General features: G+C 68.3%; 21 protein-coding genes and 1 riboswitch. Of the genes, 14 read left to right on the forward strand and 7 right to left on the reverse strand.

Translation table 11 applies throughout. From position 1 onward, the window contains the following. Nucleotides 1-99 precede the first annotated feature (99 nt). Together ABIE19_RS11295 and cobU are read right to left on the reverse strand one after the other, a co-directional pair. Nucleotides 100-1,371, reverse strand: coding sequence for a TetR/AcrR family transcriptional regulator (locus ABIE19_RS11295; RefSeq protein WP_354089300.1), 1,272 nt, complete (start codon nt 1,369-1,371; stop codon nt 100-102). 52 nt (nt 1,372-1,423) lie between these two features. After that, entirely contained in the window at nt 1,424-1,948 is a 525-nt protein-coding gene (gene cobU / locus ABIE19_RS11300) for a bifunctional adenosylcobinamide kinase/adenosylcobinamide-phosphate guanylyltransferase (RefSeq protein WP_354089301.1), read from the reverse strand. 38 nt (nt 1,949-1,986) lie between these two features. Then, nucleotides 1,987-2,197: riboswitch (cobalamin riboswitch) on the forward strand. Nucleotides 2,198-2,330: 133 nt separating this feature from the next. On the opposite strand from cobU, the gene ABIE19_RS11305 reads away from it, so the two are divergent. The 12 genes from ABIE19_RS11305 to ABIE19_RS11360 all read left to right on the forward strand — a co-directional run bounded on the left by ABIE19_RS11305 (nt 2,331) and on the right by ABIE19_RS11360 (nt 14,553). Then, nucleotides 2,331-4,289, forward strand: coding sequence for a TonB-dependent receptor plug domain-containing protein (locus tag ABIE19_RS11305; protein WP_354089302.1), 1,959 nt, complete (start codon nt 2,331-2,333; stop codon nt 4,287-4,289). 4 nt (nt 4,290-4,293) lie between these two features. Continuing rightward, on the forward strand, nt 4,294-5,304 hold the full coding sequence (gene cobD / locus ABIE19_RS11310) for a threonine-phosphate decarboxylase CobD (protein WP_354089303.1): 1,011 nt from the start codon (nt 4,294-4,296) through the stop codon (nt 5,302-5,304). After that, nucleotides 5,301-6,161: an ABC transporter substrate-binding protein gene (locus ABIE19_RS11315; RefSeq protein ID WP_354089304.1), complete on the forward strand. Its 861-nt coding sequence runs from the start codon at nt 5,301-5,303 to the stop codon at nt 6,159-6,161. Before cobD ends, ABIE19_RS11315 begins: the two co-directional genes overlap by 4 nt. Beyond that, nucleotides 6,158-7,144: a FecCD family ABC transporter permease gene (locus ABIE19_RS11320; protein ID WP_354089305.1), complete on the forward strand. Its 987-nt coding sequence runs from the start codon at nt 6,158-6,160 to the stop codon at nt 7,142-7,144. The genes ABIE19_RS11315 and ABIE19_RS11320 overlap by 4 nt, the downstream gene beginning before the upstream one ends. Then, complete coding sequence (locus ABIE19_RS11325) at nt 7,141-7,917, forward strand: ABC transporter ATP-binding protein (protein WP_354089306.1); 777 nt, start codon at nt 7,141-7,143, stop codon at nt 7,915-7,917. The genes ABIE19_RS11320 and ABIE19_RS11325 overlap by 4 nt, the downstream gene beginning before the upstream one ends. A gap of 7 nt (nt 7,918-7,924) precedes the next feature. Then, nucleotides 7,925-8,857, forward strand: a complete 933-nt coding sequence (gene cbiB, locus ABIE19_RS11330) for an adenosylcobinamide-phosphate synthase CbiB (protein ID WP_354089307.1) — start codon at nt 7,925-7,927, stop codon at nt 8,855-8,857. Then, nucleotides 8,845-10,317 (forward strand): cobyric acid synthase, encoded by a 1,473-nt coding sequence (locus ABIE19_RS11335; protein ID WP_354089308.1) that lies wholly within the window; start codon nt 8,845-8,847, stop codon nt 10,315-10,317. Before cbiB ends, ABIE19_RS11335 begins: the two co-directional genes overlap by 13 nt. Then, complete coding sequence (gene cobT, locus ABIE19_RS11340) at nt 10,314-11,357, forward strand: nicotinate-nucleotide--dimethylbenzimidazole phosphoribosyltransferase (protein WP_354089309.1); 1,044 nt, start codon at nt 10,314-10,316, stop codon at nt 11,355-11,357. The genes ABIE19_RS11335 and cobT overlap by 4 nt, the downstream gene beginning before the upstream one ends. Beyond that, nucleotides 11,354-12,121 carry an adenosylcobinamide-GDP ribazoletransferase gene (cobS, locus tag ABIE19_RS11345; protein ID WP_354089310.1) on the forward strand — a complete coding sequence of 256 codons (768 nt, stop codon included), beginning with the start codon at nt 11,354-11,356 and terminating at the stop codon, nt 12,119-12,121. Before cobT ends, cobS begins: the two co-directional genes overlap by 4 nt. Beyond that, on the forward strand, nt 12,118-12,630 hold the full coding sequence (locus ABIE19_RS11350) for a tyrosine phosphatase family protein (RefSeq protein WP_354089311.1): 513 nt from the start codon (nt 12,118-12,120) through the stop codon (nt 12,628-12,630). The genes cobS and ABIE19_RS11350 overlap by 4 nt, the downstream gene beginning before the upstream one ends. Further along, entirely contained in the window at nt 12,631-13,035 is a 405-nt protein-coding gene (locus tag ABIE19_RS11355) for a DUF1636 domain-containing protein (RefSeq protein ID WP_354089312.1), read from the forward strand. Nucleotides 13,036-13,110: 75 nt separating this feature from the next. Beyond that, nucleotides 13,111-14,553 (forward strand): aldehyde dehydrogenase family protein, encoded by a 1,443-nt coding sequence (locus ABIE19_RS11360; RefSeq protein ID WP_354089313.1) that lies wholly within the window; start codon nt 13,111-13,113, stop codon nt 14,551-14,553. Nucleotides 14,554-14,562: 9 nt separating this feature from the next. Here ABIE19_RS11360 and ABIE19_RS11365 read toward each other — a convergent pair whose 3' ends face one another. The 5 genes from ABIE19_RS11365 to ABIE19_RS11385 form a co-directional block, all read right to left on the reverse strand. Continuing rightward, nucleotides 14,563-15,573 carry a DUF2891 domain-containing protein gene (locus tag ABIE19_RS11365; protein WP_354089314.1) on the reverse strand — a complete coding sequence of 337 codons (1,011 nt, stop codon included), beginning with the start codon at nt 15,571-15,573 and terminating at the stop codon, nt 14,563-14,565. Beyond that, complete coding sequence (locus ABIE19_RS11370; RefSeq protein WP_354089315.1) at nt 15,570-16,541, reverse strand: DUF979 domain-containing protein; 972 nt, start codon at nt 16,539-16,541, stop codon at nt 15,570-15,572. Before ABIE19_RS11370 ends, ABIE19_RS11365 begins: the two co-directional genes overlap by 4 nt. Further along, nucleotides 16,538-17,287 (reverse strand): DUF969 domain-containing protein, encoded by a 750-nt coding sequence (locus ABIE19_RS11375; RefSeq protein WP_354089316.1) that lies wholly within the window; start codon nt 17,285-17,287, stop codon nt 16,538-16,540. The genes ABIE19_RS11370 and ABIE19_RS11375 overlap by 4 nt, the downstream gene beginning before the upstream one ends. A 59-nt stretch (nt 17,288-17,346) precedes the next feature. Continuing rightward, nucleotides 17,347-20,976, reverse strand: a complete 3,630-nt coding sequence (locus ABIE19_RS11380) for a hydantoinase B/oxoprolinase family protein (RefSeq protein WP_354089317.1) — start codon at nt 20,974-20,976, stop codon at nt 17,347-17,349. A 69-nt stretch (nt 20,977-21,045) separates the two neighbouring features. Beyond that, nucleotides 21,046-23,136 (reverse strand): prolyl oligopeptidase family serine peptidase, encoded by a 2,091-nt coding sequence (locus ABIE19_RS11385; RefSeq protein ID WP_354089318.1) that lies wholly within the window; start codon nt 23,134-23,136, stop codon nt 21,046-21,048. A gap of 268 nt (nt 23,137-23,404) precedes the next feature. Here ABIE19_RS11385 and ABIE19_RS11390 point away from each other — a divergent pair, with 268 nt between their 5' ends. Together ABIE19_RS11390 and kdpA are read left to right on the forward strand one after the other, a co-directional pair. Then, a complete protein-coding gene (locus ABIE19_RS11390) occupies nt 23,405-23,491 on the forward strand; it encodes a potassium-transporting ATPase subunit F (RefSeq protein ID WP_354089686.1) in 87 nt (28 codons plus the stop codon). Between the two features lie 16 nt (nt 23,492-23,507). Next, complete coding sequence (gene kdpA / locus ABIE19_RS11395) at nt 23,508-25,220, forward strand: potassium-transporting ATPase subunit KdpA (RefSeq protein ID WP_354089319.1); 1,713 nt, start codon at nt 23,508-23,510, stop codon at nt 25,218-25,220. Nucleotides 25,221-25,224 lie beyond the last annotated feature (4 nt).

Genomic DNA, 25,224 nt, shown 5'->3' on the forward strand with positions numbered 1-25,224 from the left:
CAAGAAAAACACTTGTTCGACTGAGGTTGGGCTGTAGTCTGCGCCTGTGATGCTTTGGTGACGCTTATTTGAAGTCTTCTTGCTTCGCGGGTTTTCAGATCAAGAACGCGTGTTCGGTTCTCGAACTGCCAAGGCGACCAGGGTTGTCGCCGCATCGCCCAACTGGCTCGCAGCGGGCGTCGCGCCGGTCGCCGCTCCGGTCAGGGCGGCGCCCTTGATCCAGATGGCGAAGCGGGCGGCTGCGCGCCGCGTCAGGTCGAACTGGGGCGGCCAGCGCTCTTCGCGTGTCACATAGGTGCCGCCGCCTTCGGGGCCGCGCAGGATCATCGCCAGTTCCTGGAAGGAGGAGTCGCGCCGGGCCTTGAGGCAGATCTGCGCGATCAGGCGTGCGTACTTCACGTAGAAGCCAGGCCCCCCGGCGCCGTCCAGCGTCAGGGTGCCGGCCATCCGCTCGCTCCAGCCCGCCAGATCGGGACGGCCTCCGTCGGCGGGGCGACGGAAGTCGAGGTGCCGGGGCATTTCTCGAAAGACGGCGTGCCAGACAGAGTCGACGATGAACCGACGCATGTCGGCCCAGTGATAGGCGAGGGTGGAGGTCGAAACCCCGGCTTCGGTGCTGACCGACCGGTTGGTCAGGGCGGCGACGCCGTGCGTCAGAATCTGGTTCGCGGCCAGGTCCAGCAGGCGCAGCTTCATCGAATCCGCGTCCAGGTCGTCGCCGGGCGCCTTGGGGACCGCCATGCGGTCGACATAGCTTTCGGTGACGGGAGCCTCGTCGTCCGGACGTCCGAAGGCGCGATCGATCAGGCCGCCGAGGCCTTCAGCGGCGATCATCTCATAGTCGGCTCGACCGCCCAGGGCGCCGACGTAGAACTGCTCCATCACCAGGTAGGTGGACAGGGGCGCGCCGAAAGCGGCGAAATCGGGTGTTCGAGACAACAGGCGGGTCCAGGATTGGGCGCGCATGGCCTCCCATCGCGCCATCAGCGGCGGCAGGAAGGGGTCTGGGGCGTGGCTGACCAGCAGTTCTTCCCACATGCGAACGAAACCGGCCGACGGCATGGCGCGCTCGCGCAGATAGCGCCCGCACAGGGCCAGAAGGCCGTCCCGGCTCAACTCAAGCGAATCCGCTTGGGCGAAGAAGGCCTGATGATAGGCCTCGTCCTGTTCATAGGCGGCGCCGGCCATGGCTTCGATCAGGCCGGCCTTGGCGCCGAACAGGTTGACGATGACCGTGGTGCTCTTGCCCACCGACTGCGCCAGGTCGCGCATCGTCAAGCCGCCCAGGCCGACCTCTGCAACCAGGGCCATGGCGGCCGCCACGATGCGGTCGGCGTCTATCGATCGGGAGGCGGCGATTGTCGTCGTCATGCGACCGCCTGCATGGCTGTCTTGGCGTGAGATGTCGAGGCGTCGCAGTCGCTCAGTCGGTCCTTTCCAGCGGCAGGCGCAGGCCTGCGACGATCAGGCAGGCGGAATCGGCGACAGCGGCCACGCGTTGGTTCAGGCGTCCTGCCTCGTCGCGAAAGCGGCGGCCCAGAGGATTGTCGGGCACCAGGGACCAACCGACCTCGTTGCTGACGACCCAGAGACGAGCGGGGCAGTCGGTCAGGGCCCGCGTCAGTTCATCCATGGCGGCGGGAAGGTCGCGCGCGTTCAACATCTGGTTGCTGAGCCACAGGGTCAGGCAGTCGACCACGGCCACGTCGTCCGCGTTCAGGCCGCGCACGGCGGCGGCCAGTTCCAGCGGCGCTTCCAAGGTGCGCCAGCCTTCGCCGCGCTCGGCGCGATGGCGATCGATGCGATCGCGCATCTCCTCGTCGAAGGCCTGGGCCGTGGCGATCATCAGCGGCGCCCGGCCGGCTTCTGCGGCGGCGGTTTCGGCCTGCCTCTGGGCATGGGCGCTCTTGCCCGAACGGGCGCCGCCGAGAACCAGGGTCACGGGCATGGCTTTGTCTCCGGTTGACCTGAGGGCCGCGTGGTCCTATCGCCACGCTCGCGTCAGGTTCCCCGAAAGGGGATTGAAAGGGAACGGAGTTTGAAGCTCCGGCTGTTCCCGCAACTGTAAGCGGCTAGCCCGCGCGTCATACGCCACTGGCGGTCAGGAAGGCCACGGCCTGAAAGCGACCTCTGGGAAGGCGACGCGCATCGGCGTTGATCCGTGAGCCAGGAGACCTGCCTGTCGCCGTCGTTCTCCGCGCGGTCGGGATGTGCCGAGCGGTCGAGGCAACTCGTGTGACGACAGTCGTAAACCCAGCCGCGTCAGCGGCCGTCCTTGTTCCTCGGAGCAAAGGCCGGCTCGGCGCGGCGCCGTCATATGGAGAGCCGGAATGAACCGGACCGCATTCGCCGCCCTGGCCGCCGCCAGCCTTCTGAGCGCCGCACCCGCCCTGGCCGCAGAAACCGCCGACCAACAGGCCGCCGCGCCTGACGTGGCGGGTCGCGCCGGCGCTGTCGCCGTCGAGGACGTCATCGTCACCGCCAACCGCTCGGCCCAGCCGATCGAGCGCGTCGGCGCCTCCGTCACCGTCCTGACCCAGGCCGCCATCGAGGCGCGCCAGACCCCGGCGGTGGCCGAACTCCTGGCCCAGACGCCGGGCGTCAGCTTCACCCGCAACGGCGGCGTCGGCACGACGACCGGCGTCAATATTCGCGGCGCCGAGAGCCAGCACACCGTCGTCCTGATCGACGGGGTCAAGCTGAACGATCCCTCCTCGACCCAGGGCGGCTTCAACTTCGGCAACCTGCTGATCGGCGACACCTCGCGTATCGAAATCTTGCGCGGCGCCCAATCGACCCTCTGGGGCAGCCAGGCCATCGGCGGGGTGGTCAATATCGTCACCGCAGAGCCCACCGAGGCGCTGCAGGGCGGACTGACTGCTGAAGCCGGTTCGCGCGGCACGACCTATTTCCGTGGCGGGATCGGCGGCGCTAATGAGCGCCTGAGCTGGCGCCTGGCCGCCAGCCGCTACGACACCGACGGCTTTTCCGCCTTCGCCGCCGGCAAGGAAGACGACGGCTACACCAACACGGGCCTGTCGGGCCGCCTGAACCTGAAGATCACGGACGCCGTCTCGTTGGACCTGCGTTCGGTCTGGTCGAACGGCCAGAACGACTTCGACGCTTTTAACGGCGATAGCCGCGAGTACGGCAAGACCAAGGAATTGGTCGCCTACGCGGGGCTGAATTTCGACCTGCTGGACGGGCGTTTTCGTAACCGGATCGGCTATGCCTACACAGACACGAACCGCCGGAACTTCAATCCTGCGACCCTGGTGCAACCGCTGACCTTTGACGCGGCAGGCGAGAACCGTCGTTGGGAATACCAGGGCACGTTCGCCGTCACCGAGGCGCTGAACACGACCTTCGGCATCGAGAGCGAGCGTTCGGAAATGCGTACGCGTTCGCCGTCGAGCTTCAACCTGAATCCGGCCTTCGCGCGCGGTCAGGCGGACCTCGACAGCGCATACGCCCAGGTTCAGTGGACGGTGCTGGACGGTCTGACCTTGACCGGCGGCCTGCGCTACGACGATCACGCTCAATACGGCGACAACCTGTTGGGCCAGGTGGCTGCAGCCTGGGCACTGAACGACGGCGACACCGTCCTGCGCGCCAGCTGGGGTCAGGGCTTCCGGGCGCCGGGCCTGTATGAACTCTACAGCGAATACGGGAATCTGACGCTGCAGCCGGAAGAGTTCGACAGCTGGGAGATCGGCGTCGAGCAGCGCCTGTTCGACCGCGCCGTCGTCTCGGCGACCTATTTCAACCGCCAGGCCGACAATGAAATCCGCTACAACGGTTGCTCGACGCCGTCGACCGATCCGCTGTGCACCGTCAACGGCGTGGGACGCTGGGGCTACTACCGCAATGTCCAGAAGACTGAGGCGCAGGGCGTCGAGTTGATCGGCCGCCTGGATGTGACGGACCGCCTGAACGTCAGCGCCAACTATACCTGGACCGACGCCAAGAGCGCTTCGGGCGCCACGGACGGCAAGCGTCTGACCCGTCGTCCTGAGCACATGGCCAACCTCGCTGCGGACTATGCCTGGGCCTTCGGTCTGAAGACGGGCGTGGCCGTGCGCTATGTCGGCGAGACCTTCAACAACGACGCCAACACCGTGGTTGTTGGCGAATACACCCTGGTGGACATCCGCGCCTCCTATCCGATCAACGACAACCTCGAGGTCTATGGTCGGGTCGAGAACGCCTTCGACGAGGACTATCAGACAGTCCTGAACTACGGCACGGCGGGACGCGGCGTGTTCGGCGGCGTTCGCGTCCGGTTCTGATCCGATGCAGGACGCCGCGTTCCTGACGACGGCGACCCGGCACGGCGGCGGTCTGATGAAGGCCGCCGCCGCATTCCCCGACGCGCCCCGGCCGTGGTTGGACCTGTCCACGGGGATCAATCCTGAACCGTGGCGCGGACCTCGCGCGCCAGAGGCGGAGTTGAATCGCCTGCCGGATCCCGTCGCCTTGGCTGGGTTGGAAACGACAGCCGCCGCAGCCTTCGGCGCGTCGGCCGCGCGCGTGGCGGCGACGGCGGGAGCGGAGGCCGCGATCCGGTTGCTGCCGCTTCTGCTGGGCGTGCGTTCGGTCGAGATCGTCGGTCCGACCTATGGCGCCCATACCGAGGCCTGGCGCGCGGCGGGAACGGCCACACGCCTGATCGCGCCGGAACAGGCGGCGGCGTCGCAGGCCGGCGTGCTGGTGATCGTCAATCCGAACAATCCGGACGGTCGCCTGGCGCGGCGCGCAGACCTAGCCGCCATGGCGCGCGAACGCTCGGCGGCGGGGCGGTGGCTGGTCGTCGACGAGTCCTTCATCGAGTGTGCGCCGCTGGACAGCGTATCGGACCTGGCGGAGCCAAGCCTGATCGTCCTGCGCTCGTTCGGCAAGTTCTACGGCCTGGCGGGCGCGCGACTGGGTTTCATGATCGCGGAGCCTGACCTGATCGTTCGGCTTAGGGCTTTGCTGGGCGACTGGCCCGTCAGCGCTGACGCCCTGGCGCTTGGGCGGGGCGCCTATGCCGACATCGAATGGCGCGAGCGGACACGAGCGGCGCTAGAGCAAAGGGCCGAGGTCCTGGACGCCCTCCTTGTTCGAGCAGGGTTCGAGGCGACAGGCGGAACCAGCCTGTTCCGCATGACCCGCTCGCCGGACGCCGCCCGGCGTTTCACGCAGTTGTGCAAGGCGGGCATTCTGACCCGTCCCTTCGACCATGCGCCTGACGCCCTGCGTTTCGGCGTGCCGACCGAGCGCGATCTGCCCAGGTTGGCGCGCGCGCTGGAGACGGGCGCATGACCGCGACCCGGCGTCAGACCCTGACCGGCTTTGCGGCTTCCGGCGCGTCCTTGATCGTCAGTTCGGCCGCCGCCGGGACGGAGCCGCGCCGCGTGGTGTCGTTGAACGCCTGTCTCGACGCCATACTGGTCCACGTGGCCGACCGGGGACAGATCGCGGCCCTCAGCCACTACGCCAGGGAAACGGCGGGTTCGACCATCGTCGAGGTGGCCAGAACCCTGCCTTTCACATGGGAAACGGCGGAGGAGGTGATCGCTCTGCGGCCAGACCTGGTGCTGACCAGCCGTCACAGCGCCTTGGCGACCCGCAACGCGCTGGGACGGCTGGGCGTGCGAACCGAACTCTTTTCCGTACCCGAAAGCGTCGAGGTCAGCCTGGCCCAGGTGCGCGAGGTGGCGCGGCTGGTCGGACGGCCCGAACGCGGCGAGTCCCTGGTCGCGCGGGTCGAGGCGGCGCTGGCCGCAGGGGCCGCCCCGCCGGTCGCGCCGCGCCTGAAGGCCCTGGTCTATCAGCCGAACGGCTTCGCCGCCGGCAAGGGCACCCTGATGGACGAGATGATGACGCGCGCCGGGTTCGACAATGTCGCCGGGCGCTACGGCTTGGGCAAATGGGGCAATGTGCCGATCGAACGGCTCCTGGCCGATCCGCCGCAGGTCTTGCTCAGCGGCGTGCCGGTTCAGGGCTCTCGCACCTGGGCCGACAGGGTGATGCGCCATCCGGCTCTGGCCGCCCTGTCCGGACGGATGGTGCAGGCGCAACTGGACGAAAAGTTGCTCTATTGCGGCGGCCCTGTGCTGATCCGGACAGCCGCCGCCCTGGCCCGCGCGCATCGTGAAGCGCTGGAGGCGATCGCATGAAGACCCTGCCCAAGCCCCTGGTCCTGGTCGGACTGGTCCTGCTGATCCTGCTCCTGGCCGTTGCGAGCATGAGCGCGGGACGGGTGTGGATACCCTGGAGCGACTGGGCGGCCGGGCCCGGCGATCCGGTCTGGGCCATATTGTTCGAGTTGCGTCTGCCGCGAACCGTGCTGGCGGTGATGGTGGGGGCCGTGCTGGGCCTGACGGGAGCAGCGCTGCAGGGCTATACGCGCAATCCGCTGGCGGATCCCGGCATGCTGGGCGTCTCCACCATGGCGGCGCTCGGCGCGGTCATGACCTTCTATCTGGGAACGGCGGCCAGCGCGCCCTGGGTCCTGCCGGTCGCGGCCATGGCGGGGGCTGGGTTGGGCGTGGCCCTGCTGCTGGCCCTGGCGGGCGCGACCAGCAGCGTCGTCACCTTCATCCTGGCCGGGATCGTGATCCAGACCATGGCGGCGGCAGGCGTGGCCCTGGCGCTGAACCTGGCGCCCAATCCCTGGGCGGTGAATGAGATCGTCAACTGGCTGATGGGATCCCTGGCCGACCGCAGCGTCGTCGAGCTGAAGCTGGCTGCGCCGGGCATGATCCTGGGCTGTCTGCTGCTGTTGACCCAGGGGCGGACGCTGGACGCCCTGATCCTGGGCGAGGCGGGCGCGCGATCGTTGGGCACCAGGCTGGACCTCGGCCGTTTCGTCCTGGCCGTGGGCGCGGCCCTGGCGGTCGGTTCGGCGGTAGCGGCGACGGGCTCCATCGGTTTCGTGGGTCTGATCGTGCCGCATCTGTTGCGTCCCCTGGTTGGAGCAAAGCCCAGCGCCCTGCTGCTGCCTTCGGCTCTGGGCGGCGCGGCGCTGACCTTGGCGGCGGACATCCTGGTCCGGCTGACGCCCGCAGCGACCGAGATCAAGCTGGGGGTCGCCATGGCGGCGCTCGGCGGCCCCTTCTTCCTCTTCCTGTTGATCGGCATGCGACGGAGGCTGGCGTGAACCTTCTGGCGGTTGAAAACCTGTTCGTCCGTCTGGGCGGAAAAGCGGTGCTGAACGGCGTGACGGCGGCCTTTGCGCCCGGTCTTGTGACGGCGATCGTCGGGCCGAACGGGGCGGGCAAGTCCACCCTGCTGGACTGTCTGGCGGCGCTGCGACAGCCTCAATCGGGGCAGGTGATCTTGGGCGATCGTCCTTTGCGCACCATGCCATCGCGGCAGAGGGCTCGACGTATCGCCTATCTGCCTCAGCATGCCGAAATCGCCTGGGCCGTGGATGGGCGAACCTTCGTCGGCCTGGGGCGGACCCCCTATGTCGGCGCCTGGGGGCTGACGGCCAGGGACCGTGCGGCGGTGGAGCAGGTCATGTCGGCGACAGGGGTACAGGATTTCGCCGATCGCGTGGTCTCGACCTTGTCGGGCGGAGAGCGGGCGCGCGTGTTGATCGCCCGCGCCCTGGCAGGGGACCCTCAGTGGCTGCTGGCGGACGAACCCCTGGCGGGGTTGGACCCAGGTCACGTTCTGGACGCCTGCGACCTGTTCCGGCGTCTGGCGGATGAAGAGGGACGGGGCGTGGTCCTGACCCTGCACGATCTGGACGCCGCCCTGCGAGTGGCGGATCGAGTGATCGTCCTGGCCGAGGGGCGCATCCTGGCCGACGGCGCGCCTCGCCTTGCCCTATCGCCGGACGTGCTGAAGCAGGCCTATGGCGTCGAGGCGCGTGTGCTGGAGGGCGCGCACGGTCCGGTGCTGGAAATGGTCGGGCGTGCCGGTTGAGGCCGTCATGAGCTGGCCCTTCTTCTGGGCCGCCGCCAGCGCCTTCCTGCTGGAAGGCGTGGTCGGATGGCCGCGCCGGGTGATGCATCCAGTGGCCTGGGTCGGAGGTCTCATCGCGGGACTGGAGCATCGCTGGAACCGCCCGGAGACGAGCGAAAGGCGGCGTCGTCTATGGGGCGTTCTGACGATGCTGATCCTGATCGGCGTCACGGGGGGAGCCGGTTGGGCCGTTCAGGCCGTGGCCGGGATGTGGGCGTGGGGAGGGGGCTTGGTCGTTCTCTGCGGTGCGGCGGGTCTGGCGGCGCGCAGCCTGTTTGATCATGTGCGGGCGATCGAGGGGCCTCTGTCCTTGGGCGACCTGCCCGCCGCTCGCGTCGCCGTAGCCATGATCGTGGGGCGAGATGTCGACGCCATGGAGGAGGCGGACATCGCCGCCGCAGCCTTGGAGAGTCTGGCTGAGAGCTTCTGCGACGGCGTGGTCGCGCCGGTCTTCTGGTTCGTGATCGGCGGCCTGCCGGGCCTGTTCGCCTATAAGGCCGTCAACACCGCCGACAGCATGATCGGCCACATGGAGCCGCGTTGGCGCGCTTTCGGCTGGGCGGCCGCGAGAACGGACGATGCGATGAACTGGATTCCGGCCCGGATCGCCGGGGCGCTGATCGCCCTGTTTCATCCGCAGGGGTGGCGCATCATGCTGCGGGATGCGCGCAAGCACGCCTCGCCCAACGCCGGTTGGACCGAGGCGGCCATGGCCGGTGTTCTGCGGGTTCGGCTCGGCGGTTCTGTCCGCTATGACGGCGTCATGACCTATCGACCAGATTTCGGCGACTGGGCCGCGCCCCGCGCCTGCGATCTGCAACGCGGGCTTCGTGTCTACGGCCTGGCCTGCGCCGTCCTGTTTCTGCTGCTGATTGCCGGGGGCGTCGCATGGCCGCGTTGATGATACAGGGGTGCGGCTCGGACGTGGGCAAGTCGGTCCTGGTCGCCGGCCTGTGCCGGGTCTTCGCCAACAGGGGGCTGAAGGTACGGCCGTTCAAGCCGCAGAACATGTCCAACAACGCCGCCGTCACGGCGCCCGACGCCGAGGGGCGGGTGGGCGAGATCGGTCGCGCCCAGGCGCTTCAGGCCCTGGCGTGCCGCACGGCGCCGACGGTGGACATGAATCCGGTTCTGCTCAAGCCGCAGAGCGACGTCGGCGCGCAACTGGTGGTGCGCGGCCGGGTTGAAGGAACGTGGAAGGCGGCGGCCTATCAGGACCGCAAGGCCAGCCTGTTGCAGGTCGTCCTGGACAGCTTCGAGCGCCTTCGGGCCGAGGCGGATATCGTCGTCGTCGAAGGGGCGGGCAGTCCGGCGGAAATCAATCTGCGCGCCGGGGACATAGCGAACATGGGCTTCGCGCGGGCCGCCGACGTGCCCGTGGTCCTGGTCGGAGACATCGACCGGGGGCATGTGATCGCCGCCCTGGTCGGCGCCCACGCCGTGCTGGACGAAGATGATCGTGCCATGATCAAGGGCTTCTTGATCAACAAGTTCAGGGGGGACCCTGATCTGTTCAATGAAGGTCGCGCCGAGATCGTGCGTCGCACCGGCTGGGCGGACCTGGGCATGGCGCCCTGGTTGTCGGACGCCCGCGCCTTGCCGGCCGAGGACGCCGTGGTGCTGGACGGCGGCGTCCGTTCGGGCGGGGGCAGGGTTCGGATCGCGGTCCCCATGTTGTCGCGCATCGCGAACTTCGACGACTTCGACCCCCTGCGACATGAGCCGGGCGTGGATTTCGGCTTCGTACCGCCGGGACAGGCCCTGCCGGGAAACGCCGACCTGATCATCCTGCCTGGAACCAAGGCGACCTTGGCGGACCTAGCCTTCCTGCGGACCCAGGGGTGGGACGTGGACATCGCCGCCCATGTGAGACGCGGCGGGCGGGTGCTGGGCGTCTGCGGCGGCTATCAGATGCTGGGCCGGACGATCAGTGATCCGGACGGCGTGGAGGGGGTGGCCGGCTCGGCGGCGGGTCTGGGCCTTCTGGACGTCGAGACCCTTCTGGCGGGGGACAAGACCCTGCGCCGGGTGGGCGGCAGGCTGTCGCCGTCCGGCGCGGTCTTCGACGGCTATGAGATTCACATCGGCCGGACAGATGGACCGGATACGGCCCGGCCCGTCGCCGAGATCGAAGACCGACCGCACGGCGCGCGCTCCGCGGACGGGCGCATTGCGGGCCTCTATGTCCACGGCCTGTTCGACCGTGCTGAGGCGCGCGGCGCCCTGCTGGGCGAACTGGGCGCGGTTTCGGACGGGGCGGACCAGTCGGTACGGGTGGACCAAGCCCTGGATCGCATCGCCGCCGTGCTGGAAAGCCGTTTCGACATTACGGCTCTGGCCCGGATCGCAGGACTGACATGACCGAACTGAGCGACCTCCTTTCCATTCCTCCGCTGGATCGCGCGCTGGAGCCCGCTTTGCGACAGGCTCTGGACGGTAAGGCCAAGCCGGTCGGCGCCCTGGGACGGATCGAGGAACTGGCTCTGTGTCTGGGCCTGATTCAAGGCGTGACGCGGCCGGTCGTGGCGCGGCCCGTCCTGTTGGTTTTCGCCGGGGATCATGGTCTGACGCGGTCGGGCGTGGCCGCCTATCCGGCGGGCGTCACCGTGGCCATGGTCGACACCCTGCTGGCCGGTCGCGCCAGCGCCAACGCCTTCGCCCGGGTGGTCGGGGCCGAGGTTCGGGTGATCGACGCCGGGGTGGCCGCCGACCTGTCCGATCGGGACGGCCTGATCCAGGCCAAGGTCGCGCCCGGCACGGCTGATGCCTCGATTGAGGCCGCAATGACCGTGGAACAGGCGGCGACGGCCCTGTTATCCGGAGCCCGGATCGCGCGCGAGGCTATCGCCGACGGCGCGGACCTGATCGCCCTGGGCGAAATGGGCATTGGCAACAGCGCCTCGGCCTCCCTGTTGATGCATCGGCTGGCGCCCGCACCGCTGGCGGACTGCGTGGGGCAGGGCGCGGGTCATTCGCCGGAAGGGATGGAGCGCAAGCACGCTGTTCTGGCGCAGGCGGCGACGCGATCCGATGCGACCGCGCCCCTGGACGTTCTGGTCCAGTTCGGCGGCTTCGAGATCGCCATGATGGCGGGCGCCTTGTTGGCCGCGGCGAGGGCCGGGGTTCCGGTCGTGACGGACGGCTTCATCGGCACGGCGGCGGCTCTCACGGCGATACGTCTGGCGCCGAGCGCCCGCGACTATTGCCTCTTCGCCCATGCCTCCGCCGAGGCCGGGCACAGGCGGATGCTGGACAGCCTGGCGGCCCGCCCCTTGCTGGAACTCGACATGAGATTGGGCGAAGGGACGGGCGCCTTGCTGGCCGTGCCCTTGATCCAGGCTGCCTGCGCCCTCTTGTCCGAGGTGGCGGAACTGAAGGACGTGCTGGAGGCCGCGCGATGATCGCGCGCGAGGCGCGCCTGTTTATCTGCGCCGTGCAGTTCCTGACGCGCCTGCCGACGCCGCAATTGCGGGGGTTCCAGCCGGAATGGATCCAGCAGAGCGCACGCTACTACCCTCTGACTGGACAGATCGTAGGGATCCTGTCGGCGGTCGTCCTCTATGGCGCGGCCCAGATCTGGAGCCCGTGGATCGCCGCCTTGCTGGCGGTCGGTTCGGGCGTCGGCCTGACCGGCGGTTTCCATGAGGACGGCCTGGCGGACACGGCCGACGGCCTGGGCGGAGGGCAGACCCGTGCGCGGCGGTTGGAGATCATGAAGGACAGTCGACTGGGGTCATACGGCGCCCTGGCCCTGGGTCTGACCCTGGCCCTGCGGGTCGCAGCCCTGGCCATGCTGGTTGCCGTTTCGCCCTGGATCGCGGTCGTCGCCCTGGTCGCCTCGCACGGGCTGGGACGCGCGGCGGCGGTCGCGGCCATGACGGTCATGCCCTATGGCGGCGATCCCGGCATGGCCAAGGAGGGACGACCGGATCGCGCCTCTCTCATGAGCTTGACGGTCGGCGTCCTGATCGCCCTGTGGCCCCTGGCCTTCCTGCCGCTGCTCGCCGGAGCGGCGGGCCTGGGTCTGGGTCTGATCGCAGGCATGGCCCCGGCCTGGTCGGCCTGGCGGTTGATCGGCGGGAGGACGGGCGACGTCCTGGGCGCCGTGGAGCAGGCGTTCGAACTGGGCTTCCTGCTGGCCGTGGCGGGGGTGCTGTCCTCATGAAGCTGATCGTCTCGCCCCTGCCGCAGGTCGAGCGCATGCTGACCGAGCATCGGCCTTCGCACCTGATCACCCTGGCGTCGCCGGGTCATGCGGCGGCCTTTGCGGCCGACCATCGCCTAGACTTGCGATTCAACGACATCACGGAGCGGCATGACGGGCTGATCGCGCCTAATGAGGAACATGTCCGCGCCCTGCTGGACTTCGCGCGTGGGTGGGACGGGACGCGTCCCATGCTGGTGCACTGCTGGGCGGGCGTCAGCCGTTCGACCGCCGCCGCCTATGCGATCGCCTGCGCCCTGACCGGGCCGGGACGAGAGGCGGCGTGGGCTGCACGTTTGCGAACCGCCGCGCCGACCGCGACGCCCAATTCGCTGCTGATCGCCTTGGCGGACGAAGTCCTGTCGCGCGAGGGCGCCATGATCCGGGCGGTGAGCGCCATCGGGCGGGGCGCTGAAACCGATTGGGGCGCGCCGTTCGTACTGGACCTCTTATCCGAAGGAGACGCTTGAGTGACTGATCTCGAGGCCGTGGCGCCGGAGGCTCGCCGTGCACGCCTGATCGTCTGCTCGACCTGCCGCCATCCGGACGGCTCGCCCGTCGATGCTCAGGGCCTGACGGGCGGACAGCGGCTTCTGAACGCCGTGATTGCAGCAGGTGAGGGGACGGCGGGCCTGGAGATCGTGGAACAGGCCTGCCTCTGGGCCTGCAGCGACCATTGCACGGTCTACCTGAGCGAGGCAGGCAAACCCGCCTATCTGGCGGGCCGTTTCGCGCCGACGGCGGATTCTGCGACGGCCCTGATTGATTTCGCCCGGCGGTATGTCGACAGCCCTCAAGGCGTCGTGCCCTATCGCGACTGGCCCGAGGGCGTGAAAGGTCATTTCATCGCACGGCTTCCGGCTCAAGAATCCTAGAACTGTCTGGGGTGGGCGACGGGCGAGTCGGTTTGCTATCCGTGGCCGGGTCGCCGTCTCGTTTAAGGAACCGCCATGACCGATAGTCTCGAACTCTCCCACTGGATCGGCGGGGAAAGGGTCGGTGGCGAGCTGACTGGCGAAAGTCTGAATCCTTCCGACACGCGCGAGGTCGTGGCCCGCACGCCCAAGGGCGGTGCGATCGAGGTGGATCAGGCTGTGCAGGCCGCACGCGCCGCCTTCGCCTCCTGGGCCGACGCCTCGCCCGAGGTTCGTTTCGACATCCTCGATCGGGCGGGCTCCTTGCTGATGGAGCGCCGTGAACAGATCGGCCGTCTCCTGTCTCGCGAAGAGGGCAAGACCTTGCCGGAAGGCATAGGCGAGACCGTGCGCGCGGCCCGCATCCTCAAGTATTTCGCCGGCGAGGCGCTGCGCGTTCACGGCCGGAACCTGGCCTCGGTTCGGCCGGGCGTGGAGATCCAGACCTATCGCCAGCCGATCGGGGTTTTCGGCCTGATCACGCCCTGGAACTTCCCCATCGCCATCCCGGCCTGGAAGATCGCCCCGGCGATCGCCTTCGGCAACACGGTCGTGCTCAAACCCGCAGGCCCTACCCCGGCCACGGCCGAGGCTCTGGTCGCCATCCTGCATGAGGCGGGCCTGCCCAAGGGCGTGGTCAACATGGTCATCGGCGACGGCGACGTGGGCCGGGCCATCGTCGCTCACCCGGACATCGACGGGATCAGCTTTACCGGTTCCCAGGCTGTGGGAACCAGCGTGGCGGAAGGCGCGATGAAGCGTCAGGCGCGCGTGCAACTGGAGATGGGCGGCAAGAACCCCCTGATCATCCTGGACGACGCGGATCTGGAACGCGCGGTCGCCGTCGCCCTGGACGGCAGCTTCTTCGCGACGGGCCAGCGTTGCACCGCTTCCAGCCGTCTGATCGTGCAGGACGGCGTTCATGATCGTTTCGTCGCCGCCCTGGCGGAGAAGGTTGCGGCTCTTCGGGTCGGCGACGCCCTCGATCCGACGACCCAGATGGGCCCGGCCGTGACCGAGGCCCAGCGCGAGGTGTCCTACAGCTACATCGACATCGCCCGCGCCGGCGGCGGCCGCGTCGTCACGGGCGGGGAACGGCTGAAGCTCGACCGACCGGGGTGGTACGTCCAGCCGACCCTGATCGCCGACACCCTGCCGGATGCGCGGATCAACAACGAGGAAGTCTTCGGTCCGGTGGCCTCGACCATTCGCGTGGCCAGCTATGAAGAGGCCCTGGCCGTGGCCAACGGGGTGGAGTTCGGTCTGTCGGCGGGCATCGTCACCCAGTCGCTCAAATACGCCCGCGACTTCCAGCGCAACGCGCGCGCGGGCATGACCATGGTCAACCTGGCCACTGCCGGGGTGGACTACCACGTGCCGTTCGGCGGAACGAAGAAGTCCAGCTATGGCCCGCGCGAACAAGGTTTCGCGGCCGTGGACTTCTACACCCAGATCAAGACCAGCTACTCGGCGAGCTGAAGCTCTTCGTCAGGCGGCGAGCAGGGCCAGCAGGGCGAAACTGGCCAGCCAGTGCTCGCCCATGTAGTCGCCCGTGACATGGGGCAGGGCGGCGTCCAGGTGGATCGCCGCCGCCTTTTGTGCGACCGCCCGACGCGGATCGTCGCTCGGCAGACCGGCGATGATCTCGCGCCAGCACCAGCCGCGGCTCAGGTTCAGACCGTCCAGATGGGCGATCTTGCCGTCGGTGCGGTCGCTGACGCGGGCGGGCGACAACAGGGTTGCGGGCCGCCCCTCGGTCAGGGCGGGCAGGAAGGCGTCGAACCAGATGCGGAAATCCTCCGCTGTCAGAACGCGCCGCATCAACACGGCTTCCATCAGGGACGAGGACAGGAACTCGTCCTGCGACGGCTCCCAGGCCTGACAGTCGCGGTCATTCATATGCCACCGCCGAGCGGCTTCGCGGCACGGGGCAGCCAGATCCGGATCATGGACGTCGGCGTAGTCCAGCGTCAGGCGCAGGGCGAAGGCGGTGTTGTAGTGAGTTCCGACCCGCACCGGATAATCGGCCAGCGGCAGGAAGGCCTTGAACCGATCGGCGAAGATCTGGGCCAGGGGGCGCAGAGTCACGGCCCAGCGGCGGCCTTCGTCCGTGTCGTGCCGTTCCAGTTCCGCCGCCAGCATCAGCAGCCAGGCCCAGCCGTAGGGGCGCTCGAAGCCGCGCGCTTCGGGTCGCGCCAGATAGGCGGCCTCGCCCGCGACGGCCTCGGGTGTGAAAATCTCATCGGCTAGGGCGCGGATGTGCGGCGCCTCGGCCATGTCAGGGTGCAGGCGATAGAGGGTGAACAGGGTCCACCAGCCGTGGACGCAGGAATGCCAGTCGAAGCTGCCGAAGAAGATCGGATGCATGTCACGCGGCGTGCGGGCGTCCTGGGGACCCGTCAGCACATGCATGATGTGGTTGGGGTATTCCCGCGTCACATGGCCCAGGGCCGTGGCGGCGAAACGGGAAGCGAGAGCAGCGTCGAGGCTTTGCGTCATGATCCGAACCGGAAAGCGAGGAGGTACATCAGCACCATGTTGGCGAACAGCATGACGACCGCCGTGGGAAGTTGGGCGCGGATGACGCCGTTCAGGGGCGCATTGCGATCCGGAAGTTCCAGCAGATTGGCGGGCACCACGTTGAAGTTGGCGGCCATGGGGGTCATCAGCGTCCCGCAGAATCCGGCCAGCATGCCGATGGCGCAGACGATGGCCGGGTCGCCGCCGAACTGATGCACGACGATGGGCAGGCCGATGGCGGCGGTCATGACGGGGAAGGCGGCGAAGGCGTTGCCCATTATGACGGTGAACAGGGCCATGCCCGCGCAATAGGCGAACACCGCCATGAAGGCCGAGGTCATGGGGATGACCCGGGCGATCAGGTCGCCCACTACCTGGCCCACGTCGGCGGCCAGGAAGACCGCGCCCAGGGACGCCAGCATCTGCGGCAACAGAGCGGCCCAGCCGATGGAGTCCATCAACCGCCGCCCTTCCTGCACGGGGGCCATGACCGGCGGCCTGAACCAGGCCATGGCGGCGAACAGGGCGATGACGCAGCCTAGGCCCAGAGAGATCAGCGTCGTCTGCACCGGCGAGATCAGCCAGGCGCCCGTCGCCGTATGCTTGGCCAGCAGTGTGCCGCCGACCGTAACCAGCGGCACCATCAGGGCGGGTACGAACAGGGCGTTCTTCCAGCGGGCCGCGTTGGCTTGGCGTTGCTCCGACGTGGTGGTGGCGGGCTTGCCGACGCCCAGCTTGCCGGTTGCGGCGATGATCACCAAAGCGATGACCAGCATCCCGTTGCCGAAGCCGCCCAGCCAGCTACCGAACAGCATCGACAGGGCGATCAACCCCCAGAAGAGGGCGCTGCGGAAGCGCGTCGGGTTCAGCGGATCGCGCAGACTGAGGATGGAGAAGGCCGCGAACATCAGCCCGGTCGCGACATAGGCGTGTTCCAGCGTGATCATCGGCCCATTCCCGTCTTTGGCTCCGATGCGTCTTCAGCGACATCCGGGGCGGCCATGTCCTTCTTCACCCGCCGGTCGAACATCAACAGGCGCGCGCCGTGGACCAGGAAGGCGACAATGGCCGTGGGGATGGCCCACAGGGAGACGTGCAGGGCTTCGACCCGGATGCCCGCCTGTTCCAGGAAGCCGACGATCAGGACGATGGAGCCGATGGCGATGAAGATGTCCTCGCCGAAGAAGAGACCGATATTGTCCGTGCCCGCAGCCATGCCGCGAATGCGGAATCGGGCCTTGTCGGTCAGGGGGCCGTGCTGGCTCTCGGCCGCGCCTTCGGCCATCGGCGCGATCAGGGGCCGCACCATCTGCGGATGGCCGCCCAGGGAGGTCAGGCCGAGCGCCGAGGTCGCCTGGCGAACCAGCAGATAGATCAGCATCAGCCGCCCGGCCGTCGCCGCCTTGACCTTGGTGACGAGGTCGCGCGCCCGTTCCTGCAATCCCGCCCGTTCCAGCAGGCCGATCACCGGCAGGACCAGCCAGGTGATGTGGAAGTAGCGGTTGTCGTTGAAGGCCTGGCCGAAGCGCGAGATCGTGTCGATCCCGGCCTGGAGCAGGCTCTGGGCGTCGGCGCTCGGTCCGACCGCGGCCAGAATCCCGGTGGCTATGGCGGCGACCAGGATGACCACCAGCGGATTGATCCGCGCGACGAAGCCCGCGACCACGATCGCGATGCCGATAAGCACAAGCATGGACTCAGATCCTCCCCAGAATCTTTGCCGGAATACTCCCCCCGGAAGGGTCGCGCGGATCAACCGCGCGTGGAAGCCTCTTTCGCGCCGAAGCCGCCGCCGCCGGGCGTTTCGATGACGAAGACGTCGCCAGGCGACATGGCGACCTCGGCCGTGGCCCCCAGCGCCTCGACGCTTCCGTCGGCTCGCTCGACCCGGTTGATCCCGACGGCCCCTGGTTCGCCCTCTGCGACGCCGAAGGGCGCGACGCGGCGGTGGTTGGACAGGATGGACGCCGTCATCGGCTCCAGGAAGCGCACCCGACGTACGGCCCCGTCGCCGCCGCCATGGCGTCCTGCGCCGCCGGAGCCGCGCCGGATCGAGAACGCTTCCAGCAAGACCGGGAAGCGCGTCTCCAGCACTTCGGGATCGGTCAGGCGGCTGTTGGTCATATGGGTCTGGACGGCGGCGGTTCCGTCGAAGTCGGGTCCGGCGCCGGACCCTCCGGCGATGGTCTCGTAGTACTGACGCGTCTCGTCGCCGAAGGTGAAGTTGTTCATTGTCCCCTGGCTGGAGGCCAGGACGCCCAGCGCGCCATAGAGGGTATCGACCACGGCCTGGCTGGTCTCGACGTTGCCTGCCACGACGGCGGCGGGATAGCGCGGGTTCAGCATCGAGCCTTCCGGCACGATCAGTTCGATGGGTTTCAGGCAGCCTTCGTTCAGCGGAATGGTGTCGTCCACCAGGGTGCGGAAGACATAAAGCGTCGCCGCCCGCGCGATCGACAGCGGGGCGTTGAAGTTGGTCGGCAACTGGTCGCTGGTCCCGGTGAAGTCGACGACCGCGCTGCGAGCCTGGGCATCCACGTCGATGCGCACGTGGATGACGGCGCCGTCGTCCATCTCATAGGCGAAAGCGCCGGGTTTCAGGGCGGCGACGGCGCGGCGGACGGCTTCCTCGGCGTTGTCCTGGACGTGGCCCATATAGGCGATGACGACATCACGGCCGAACTCACTGGTCATACGGATCAGCTCTTGGGCGCCGCGCGTGCAGGCGGCGACCTGGGCCTTCAGGTCCGACAGGTTCTGATCGACGTTGCGCGACGGCCAGGGACCGGAGGCGAACAGGGCGCGCGTTTCTGTTTCGCGAAGCTTGCTCGCGTCGACCAGAAGGAAGTCGTCGATCAGCACGCCTTCGTCGTCCACAGTGCGTGAATCCGCAGGCATGGAACCGGGCGTGATCCCGCCGACATCGGCGTGGTGGCCGCGCGCGGCGACGAAGAAGGCGGGCTCCGCGTCATTGTCCAGAAACACCGGCATGATGACGGTGATGTCGGGCAGGTGGGTGCCGCCGTTGTAAGGGGCGTTCAGCATGTAGACGTCGCCGGCCTTCATGCCGCGTCCGTCGGCGCCACCGCCGCGCGAGGCGATGACGGTGCGGATGCTCTCGCCCATGGACCCAAGGTGCACCGGGATGTGCGGAGCGTTGGCGATCAGCGACCCGCCCGCGTCGAAGACGGCGCAGGAGAAGTCCAGCCGCTCCTTGATGTTCACCGAATAGGCGGTGGCGCGCAGGGCCTCGCCCATCTGCTCGGCGCAGGCCATGAAGCGGCTGTTGAACACCTCCAGCATGATCGGATCGACGTCCGCGCCGATGGCCGTGCGGGCGGGCAGGGGAACGACCCGCTTCAGCAGCAGGTTGGCCGCCGCATCGACCGAGGCGCGCCAGCCGGGCTCGACCACGGTGGTGCCGGTGTCTTCCAGCAGGATGGCCGGGCCGTCGACGTGGGCGCCGGGCCGCAGCGCCTCGCGGCGATAGACGGGCGTCTGGCGATCCGCGCCCGCCATGCGAATGCTCGATACGGCGACGGCCTCGGGCGCTGTCGCCGTGTTGTCGAACGTCTGCGACGCCTCCGGCGCCTGATCCGAACGGCCGACGGCTTCGACCTCCAGAGTCTCGACCACCAGGGCCTTGTCCTCGGCGAAGAAGCCGAAGCGGCGACGGTGCGTCTCCTCGAAGGCGGCGGCCATGTCGGCGGAGAGGCCATACGGCACAGTCAGAGGGGTGTCGGATCCGGCGAACTTGATCTCGGCGCGGGCGATGGTTGAGACGGCGGCGGCGTCGAAGCTCTGAGCCGCCAGATCGCCACGCGCTGCGCCGGTCAGTTCCTTGACCCGCTCGGCCAAGGCGGCGTCGACATCGGCGCCGAGGGGCAGGGCGACGGTCGTCTGGCGGATGGCTCGGACCTCGGCCAGGCCCATGCCATAGGCTGACAGCACGCCCGCGAACGGGTGCAGCAGCACCTGGGTCATGCCCAGGGCGTCGGCCACCAGGCAGGCGTGCTGCCCGCCCGCGCCGCCGAAACAGTTCAGCACGTATTTGGTGACGTCGTAGCCGCGCTGGATGGAGATGGAGCGGATCGCCTCGGCCATGTTCTGCACGGCGATGGTGACGAAGCCCTCGGCCAGTTCGCCGGGCGCGACGGCGCGGCCGGTCGCAGCCTCGACCTCGGCCGCCATGGCCTCGAACTTCGTTCGCACAGCCTCGGCGTCCAGCGGCTGGTCGGCGTTCGGACCGAAGACGGCGGGGAAGAAGTCCGAGCTCAACTTGCCCATCATAAGGTTGCAGTCGGTCACCGTCAGCGGTCCGCCGCGCCGATAGGCCGCCGGACCGGGCGATGCGCCCGCCGATTCCGGCCCGACGCGCAGGCGTCCGCCGTCGAAGCGGCAGATCGACCCGCCGCCCGCCGCGACGGTGTGGATGCTCAGCATGGGCGCGCGCAGCCGCACGCCTGCGACCACGGCGTCGGACGTGCGCTCATAATCCCCGGCGAAGTGGGACACGTCGGTCGAGGTGCCGCCCATGTCGAAGCCGATGACGCGGTCGAAGCCGGCGGCCTTGGCCGTCTCGACCATGGCCACGACGCCGCCGGCCGGTCCCGACAGGATGGCGTCCTTGCCCCGGAAGGCGTCGGCGGCGGTCAACCCGCCCGAGGACTGCATGAACTGCAGTGGCGTCGCCGCGCCCAGGTCGCCTCCGACCCGGTCCACATAGGCGCGCAGGATGGGCGACAGATAGGCGTCCGCCACTGTGGTGTCGCCGCGCCCGATCAGCTTGATCAGGGTGCCGACCTCATGGCTGACCGACACCTGTTCGAAGCCGACCTCGCGCGCGATCTCGGCCAGTCGCCGTTCATGGTCAGTGAAACGCCAACCGTGGACCAGGACGACGGCGATCGCGCGGAAGCCCGCCGCGCGGGCGGCGGTCAGATCGGCGCGCGCGCGGGCCTCGTCCAGGGGGCGGTCCACGCCGCCCTCGGCCGTCATGCGTTCATCTATTTCGATAACATGATCATAGAGTTGATCATTCAGTTTGATGTGACGCACAAAGAGTTCGGGCCGCGCCTGCCATCCTATGCGCAGGGCGTCGCCGAACCCGGACGTGATCGCCAGGACCGTCGGTTCGCCCTTGCGTTCCAGCAGGGCGTTGGTGGCGACGGTGGTGCCCATCCGGACCTCGTCGACCAGGCCGGCGGCCAGGGGGCCCGGCGCGGCGCCCAGGATGCGCCGCACGCCTTCGACCGCTGCGTCGGCGTACTGTTCAGGATTGACGGACAGCAGCTTGCGCGTCTGCAGGGCGCCGCCCGGCGCGCGGGCGACGATGTCGGTGAAGGTGCCGCCACGATCGATCCAGAAACGCCACGCGGTCATCGTCTGGGCTCCGTCAGGGAGGAAAGGAAAAGGGGAGGGCGTCGTCCGGAACCCTCCCCGAGCTTGCGCCTATCGCGCCGCCTGCGTCGTCGTCTGAGCAGCCGCGCCGGTCTTGTAGCGGTCGAACCAGGTCAGGATGGCGTTGATCCGGGCTGCGTTCTGGGATGGACGAACCGCCAGGCCGTGACCGACGCCCGGAATCTTCACCAGGGCGCTGGGCACGCCGCGCAGTTGCAGGGCGGTGTAGTACTGCTCGGACTCGCTGACCGGGGTACGATAGTCCTCGTCGCCGACGACCACCATGGTCGGGGTCTTCACATTGCCGACCAGCGACAGGGGGGACCGGCGCCAATAGGCCTCGGGGTTTTCCCACGGGTATTCACCGAACCAGTAGCGGGCGAAGAAGGCCGGGTTGTCGGCCGTCAGGACGAAGCTGGACCAGTCGATCACCGGCTTCTGGACCACGGCGGCCTTGAAGCGGTCGGTCTTGCCCACGATCCAACTGGTCAGGACGCCGCCGCCCGATCCGCCGGTGACGAACAGCCGGTCCGGATCGGCCACGCCGCGTCCGATCACGGCGTCGACGCTGCTGATCAGGTCCTCGTAGTCGTGCCCGGGGTAGTCGTGGTGGATCAGGTTGGCGAAGGCGTCGCCGTAGGAGGTCGAGCCGCGCGGATTGACCGACAGGACGGCGTAGCCGGCCGCCGCGAACAACTGGTTGTCGGTGGCGAAGTGCGGTCCGTAGGCGGCGAAGGGACCGCCGTGGATTTCCAGGATCAGCGGATACTTCTGACCCTCCACATAGCCGGCGGGCAGGGTCAGCCAGGATTCGACCGCCTGCCCGTCGTGCGAGGAGGCGACCTCCAGGCGCTGCACTGCGCCCAGAGTCTTGCCGGACAGATAGTCGGCGTTCAGGCGCGTCAGCTGCGTCTGACGGCCCTGGCGCAGCAGGTGGATGTCCGCCGGGCGCTGGGAATCGCCGCGGGTGAAAGCGATGGCGCCATCGTCGGCCAAGGAGAAGTCGCCGCCGGCGTAGGGGCGGCCGATGTCGTCGCCGCTGAGGCCCTGGATCACGGTGCTGACCGCGCCGTCCAGCGTGGCCCGTCCGACCGTGATGGCTCCATGATCCTCATAGGCGAACAGGATGGAGCGTCCGTCCTTGCTCCAGACGGGCGACTGAACCGAGCGGTCCAGGCCTTCCGTCAGCACCCGGCGATCAGCGCCGTCTCGGTTCATCACATAGAGGCGGGCGTTGTGATAGCCCATCCGCCTGTCGTCATAGCCGACATAGGCGATGCGCCGCCCATCGGGCGAGACGGCGGGCGATTGGTCCGGACCGTTCCGGTTGGTCAGGGCGGTCAAGACGCCCGAGCGCACGTCCAGGGCGAAGATTTCGCTGTTCGCCGCCTCGCGTTGCCAATCGGGATTGCGGTTGGCGCTGAGGTAGAGGGTTGCGGAATCCGGCGACCAGGACAGCTCCCCGCCGTGGTGGAAGGCGCCCTGGGTCAGTTGGCGCGCGCCGCCGCCGTCGGCGGGCACGACGAAGACGTGGCGATAGCCGGGTTTCAGATAGCCCTGGCCGTCGGCGCGATAGGTGACGGTGTCGATGATCTCCAGGGGCGGAGCCCACTGGGCGCCTTCGGGCTTGGTCAGGGGCGTGCCGATCTTGGGCGCTTCGCCGGGAACCAGCATGGAATAGGCCAGGCGGGTTCCATCCGGCGACCAGCTGACGCCCGATGGGGTGTTCGGCAGGCCGGTGACGCGCACCGCCTGGCCGGTGTCCATCCAGCGGACGAACAACTGCGCCCCGCCGCCTTCGCCGGTCGAGATGTAGGACAGCCGGGTTCCGTCCGGCGACCAGCGCGGTTGGGTGTGCGAACCCGCGCCCGCCACCAGGGGCGTATGCCGCCCTGTCCGCACGTCGATCAGCCAGATGCTGGGACGCATGCGGTCGGTCATGATGTCGGCGGTCTGGCGGACATAGGCGATGCGCGAACCGTCCGGACTGATCTGCGGGTCGGAGGCGACTTCCAGGTTGAACAGGTCCTGGGCCTGGAATCGGGTTGATACGGCCGCGGACGGCGGCGTCTGGGCGATCGCCGCCGTCATGGGCGTCGCCGCAAGAATCAGGGCGCAGCACGCCCAGGCTGACTTGTGCATTCTCGATACTCCCCCTCGGAACTGAAGGGATCATAGGTTGGCCAAGCCCGGCGGCAAGCGGGAAGGGAGGGCAAGTCTGCACCTTCCTTATGCGCGCCTTATGCAGGGGCGGCCTTTCCGCATGGAGGGCTTACGCTTGAAAGGCGTCTTCTCCGGCTCTCAGTCGAGCTGGAGGTGTCGGCATGGCCGATATGATTTTTCTGGCGATCGGCGGCGGGGCCTTCCTGGCCTTCGCCGCGCTCGCCGCTGCGTTGAAGAGGTTGTGACCATGTGGCTGAACCTCCTGTGGGGCGCCGGCGCCCTGGTCATTGCCGGCTACATGGTCGCGGCCCTGCTGCGCCCCGAGCGGTTCTGAGCGGAGCCGCCTTCTCATGAATATTCAAGGATGGGCGGAGATCGCCCTGACCCTCGGTCTGGCCGTCATGCTCGGCTGGCTGATCGGGGTCTATATGTCGCGCGTCTGGAACGGCGAACGCACCTGGCTGGACCCGGTGCTGAAGCCGGTCGAAGGCCTCTTCTATCGCGCCGCGGGGGTAGACCCGAACCGCAGCCAGGGCTGGTTGGGCTATGTCGGCGCGCTTCTAGCCTTCAACCTGGCGGGCTTCCTGCTGCTCTACGGCATGCTGCGCCTGCAGGGCGTCCTGCCTATGAACCCGCAGGGGTTTGACGGCGTCAGCCCGCATCTGGCCTTCAATACCGCCGTCAGCTTCGTCACCAACACCAACTGGCAGAGCTATGGCGGGGAGGCGACGATGTCGACCTTCACCCAGATGGTCGGCCTGACGGTGCAGAACTTCGTCTCGGCTGCAACCGGCGCGACCATAGCGGCGGCCCTGGCCCGCGCCTTCATCGCCAATCGCGGCGAGGGCGTCGGCAACTTCTGGTCCGACCTGACGCGCACCAGCCTCTATGTCTTGCTGCCTATCGCCTTCATCGTCGCCGTGGTTCTGGCGGGCCTGGGCGTGGTCCAGTCGCTGGCGGCCTCGGCCCAGGCGACGACGCTGGAGGGCGGCCAACAGACGATCAGCCTGTTCCCGACCGCCAGCCAGCTGGCCATCAAGCAACTGGGCATCAACGGCGGCGGCGTGTTCAACGTCAACTCGGCCCATCCGCTGGAAAACCCGACGCCGCTGACCAATCTGATCACGGCGATCAGCATCAACGTCCTGGGCTGGGCGGCCTTCTTCGCTTTTGGTCGCAGTGTTCTTGCCAAGAAGGACGTGCGCGCCCTGGTGGTCGCTGCGGTCATCCTGCTGGGAGGCGCGGCTTCGGCGCTGTACGTCATTGAAACCCAGCCGGCTCCGGCCGCCGTCGCCGCCAACGTGGATACATCGGTCGGCAATATGGAGGGCAAGGAGGTCCGCTTCGGCGTGCCGTCCTCGGTCGCCTGGGCGGCCCAGACGACGGGCGCATCCAACGGCTCGGTCAACTCCATGCACGCCAGCTACATGCCGCTGGGCGGAGCCGTGACCATGTTCCTGATGCAGTTGGGCGAGATCCTGCCCGGCGGGATCGGTTCGGGCGTCGCCGTCATGGTCCTGATGGCCATGCTGTCGGTCTTTGTCGCGGGCCTGATGGTCGGCCGCACGCCGGAATACCTGGGCAAGAAGATCGAGGCGCGCGAGATCCAGTTCGCCATGCTGGCGGTCCTGGTCGTGCCTCTGTCGGTGCTGGGCTTCTCGGCCGTCGCCGCCGTCCTGCCCGAAGCCCTGGCCGGACTGCTGAACAAGGGGCCGCACGGCCTGTCCGAGGTCCTCTACGCCTATACCTCGGCGACGGGAAACAACGGCTCGGCCTTTGCGGGCCTGACCGCCAACGCTCCCTGGTGGAACACCACCCTGGGTCTGGCCATGCTGCTGGGCCGGTTCGTGCCCGCCATAGCGGTTCTGGCCGTCGCCGGCGCCCTGGTCGCCAAGCCCAGGCTGGCGCCCTCGACCGGCACCTTGCCGACCCATGGCCCGCTGTTCATCGGCCTGCTGATCGGGGTGATCCTGATCCTCGGCGGCCTGCAGTTCTTCCCCGCCCTCTCACTGGGTCCGATCGTGGAGCATTTCGACATGCTCCAGGTCACGGCCCGGTTCTGATCGG

Origin of the sequence: Brevundimonas faecalis (assembly GCF_040549405.1) — a bacterium.
Lineage (GTDB): Bacteria > Pseudomonadota > Alphaproteobacteria > Caulobacterales > Caulobacteraceae > Brevundimonas > Brevundimonas faecalis.

Coding starts and splice junctions, on each gene's coding strand:
- ABIE19_RS11295 (WP_354089300.1), bottom strand. CDS start 1,371: ATGACGACGACAATCGCCGCCTCCCGATCGATAGACGCCGACCGCATC.
- cobU (WP_354089301.1), bottom strand. CDS start 1,948: ATGCCCGTGACCCTGGTTCTCGGCGGCGCCCGTTCGGGCAAGAGCGCC.
- ABIE19_RS11305 (WP_354089302.1), top strand. CDS start 2,331: ATGAACCGGACCGCATTCGCCGCCCTGGCCGCCGCCAGCCTTCTGAGC.
- cobD (WP_354089303.1), top strand. CDS start 4,294: ATGCAGGACGCCGCGTTCCTGACGACGGCGACCCGGCACGGCGGCGGT.
- ABIE19_RS11315 (WP_354089304.1), top strand. CDS start 5,301: ATGACCGCGACCCGGCGTCAGACCCTGACCGGCTTTGCGGCTTCCGGC.
- ABIE19_RS11320 (WP_354089305.1), top strand. CDS start 6,158: ATGAAGACCCTGCCCAAGCCCCTGGTCCTGGTCGGACTGGTCCTGCTG.
- cbiB (WP_354089307.1), top strand. CDS start 7,925: ATGAGCTGGCCCTTCTTCTGGGCCGCCGCCAGCGCCTTCCTGCTGGAA.
- ABIE19_RS11335 (WP_354089308.1), top strand. CDS start 8,845: ATGGCCGCGTTGATGATACAGGGGTGCGGCTCGGACGTGGGCAAGTCG.
- cobT (WP_354089309.1), top strand. CDS start 10,314: ATGACCGAACTGAGCGACCTCCTTTCCATTCCTCCGCTGGATCGCGCG.
- cobS (WP_354089310.1), top strand. CDS start 11,354: ATGATCGCGCGCGAGGCGCGCCTGTTTATCTGCGCCGTGCAGTTCCTG.
- ABIE19_RS11350 (WP_354089311.1), top strand. CDS start 12,118: ATGAAGCTGATCGTCTCGCCCCTGCCGCAGGTCGAGCGCATGCTGACC.
- ABIE19_RS11360 (WP_354089313.1), top strand. CDS start 13,111: ATGACCGATAGTCTCGAACTCTCCCACTGGATCGGCGGGGAAAGGGTC.
- ABIE19_RS11365 (WP_354089314.1), bottom strand. CDS start 15,573: ATGACGCAAAGCCTCGACGCTGCTCTCGCTTCCCGTTTCGCCGCCACG.
- ABIE19_RS11370 (WP_354089315.1), bottom strand. CDS start 16,541: ATGATCACGCTGGAACACGCCTATGTCGCGACCGGGCTGATGTTCGCG.
- ABIE19_RS11375 (WP_354089316.1), bottom strand. CDS start 17,287: ATGCTTGTGCTTATCGGCATCGCGATCGTGGTCGCGGGCTTCGTCGCG.
- ABIE19_RS11380 (WP_354089317.1), bottom strand. CDS start 20,976: ATGACCGCGTGGCGTTTCTGGATCGATCGTGGCGGCACCTTCACCGAC.
- ABIE19_RS11385 (WP_354089318.1), bottom strand. CDS start 23,136: ATGCACAAGTCAGCCTGGGCGTGCTGCGCCCTGATTCTTGCGGCGACG.
- ABIE19_RS11390 (WP_354089686.1), top strand. CDS start 23,405: ATGTGGCTGAACCTCCTGTGGGGCGCCGGCGCCCTGGTCATTGCCGGC.
- kdpA (WP_354089319.1), top strand. CDS start 23,508: ATGAATATTCAAGGATGGGCGGAGATCGCCCTGACCCTCGGTCTGGCC.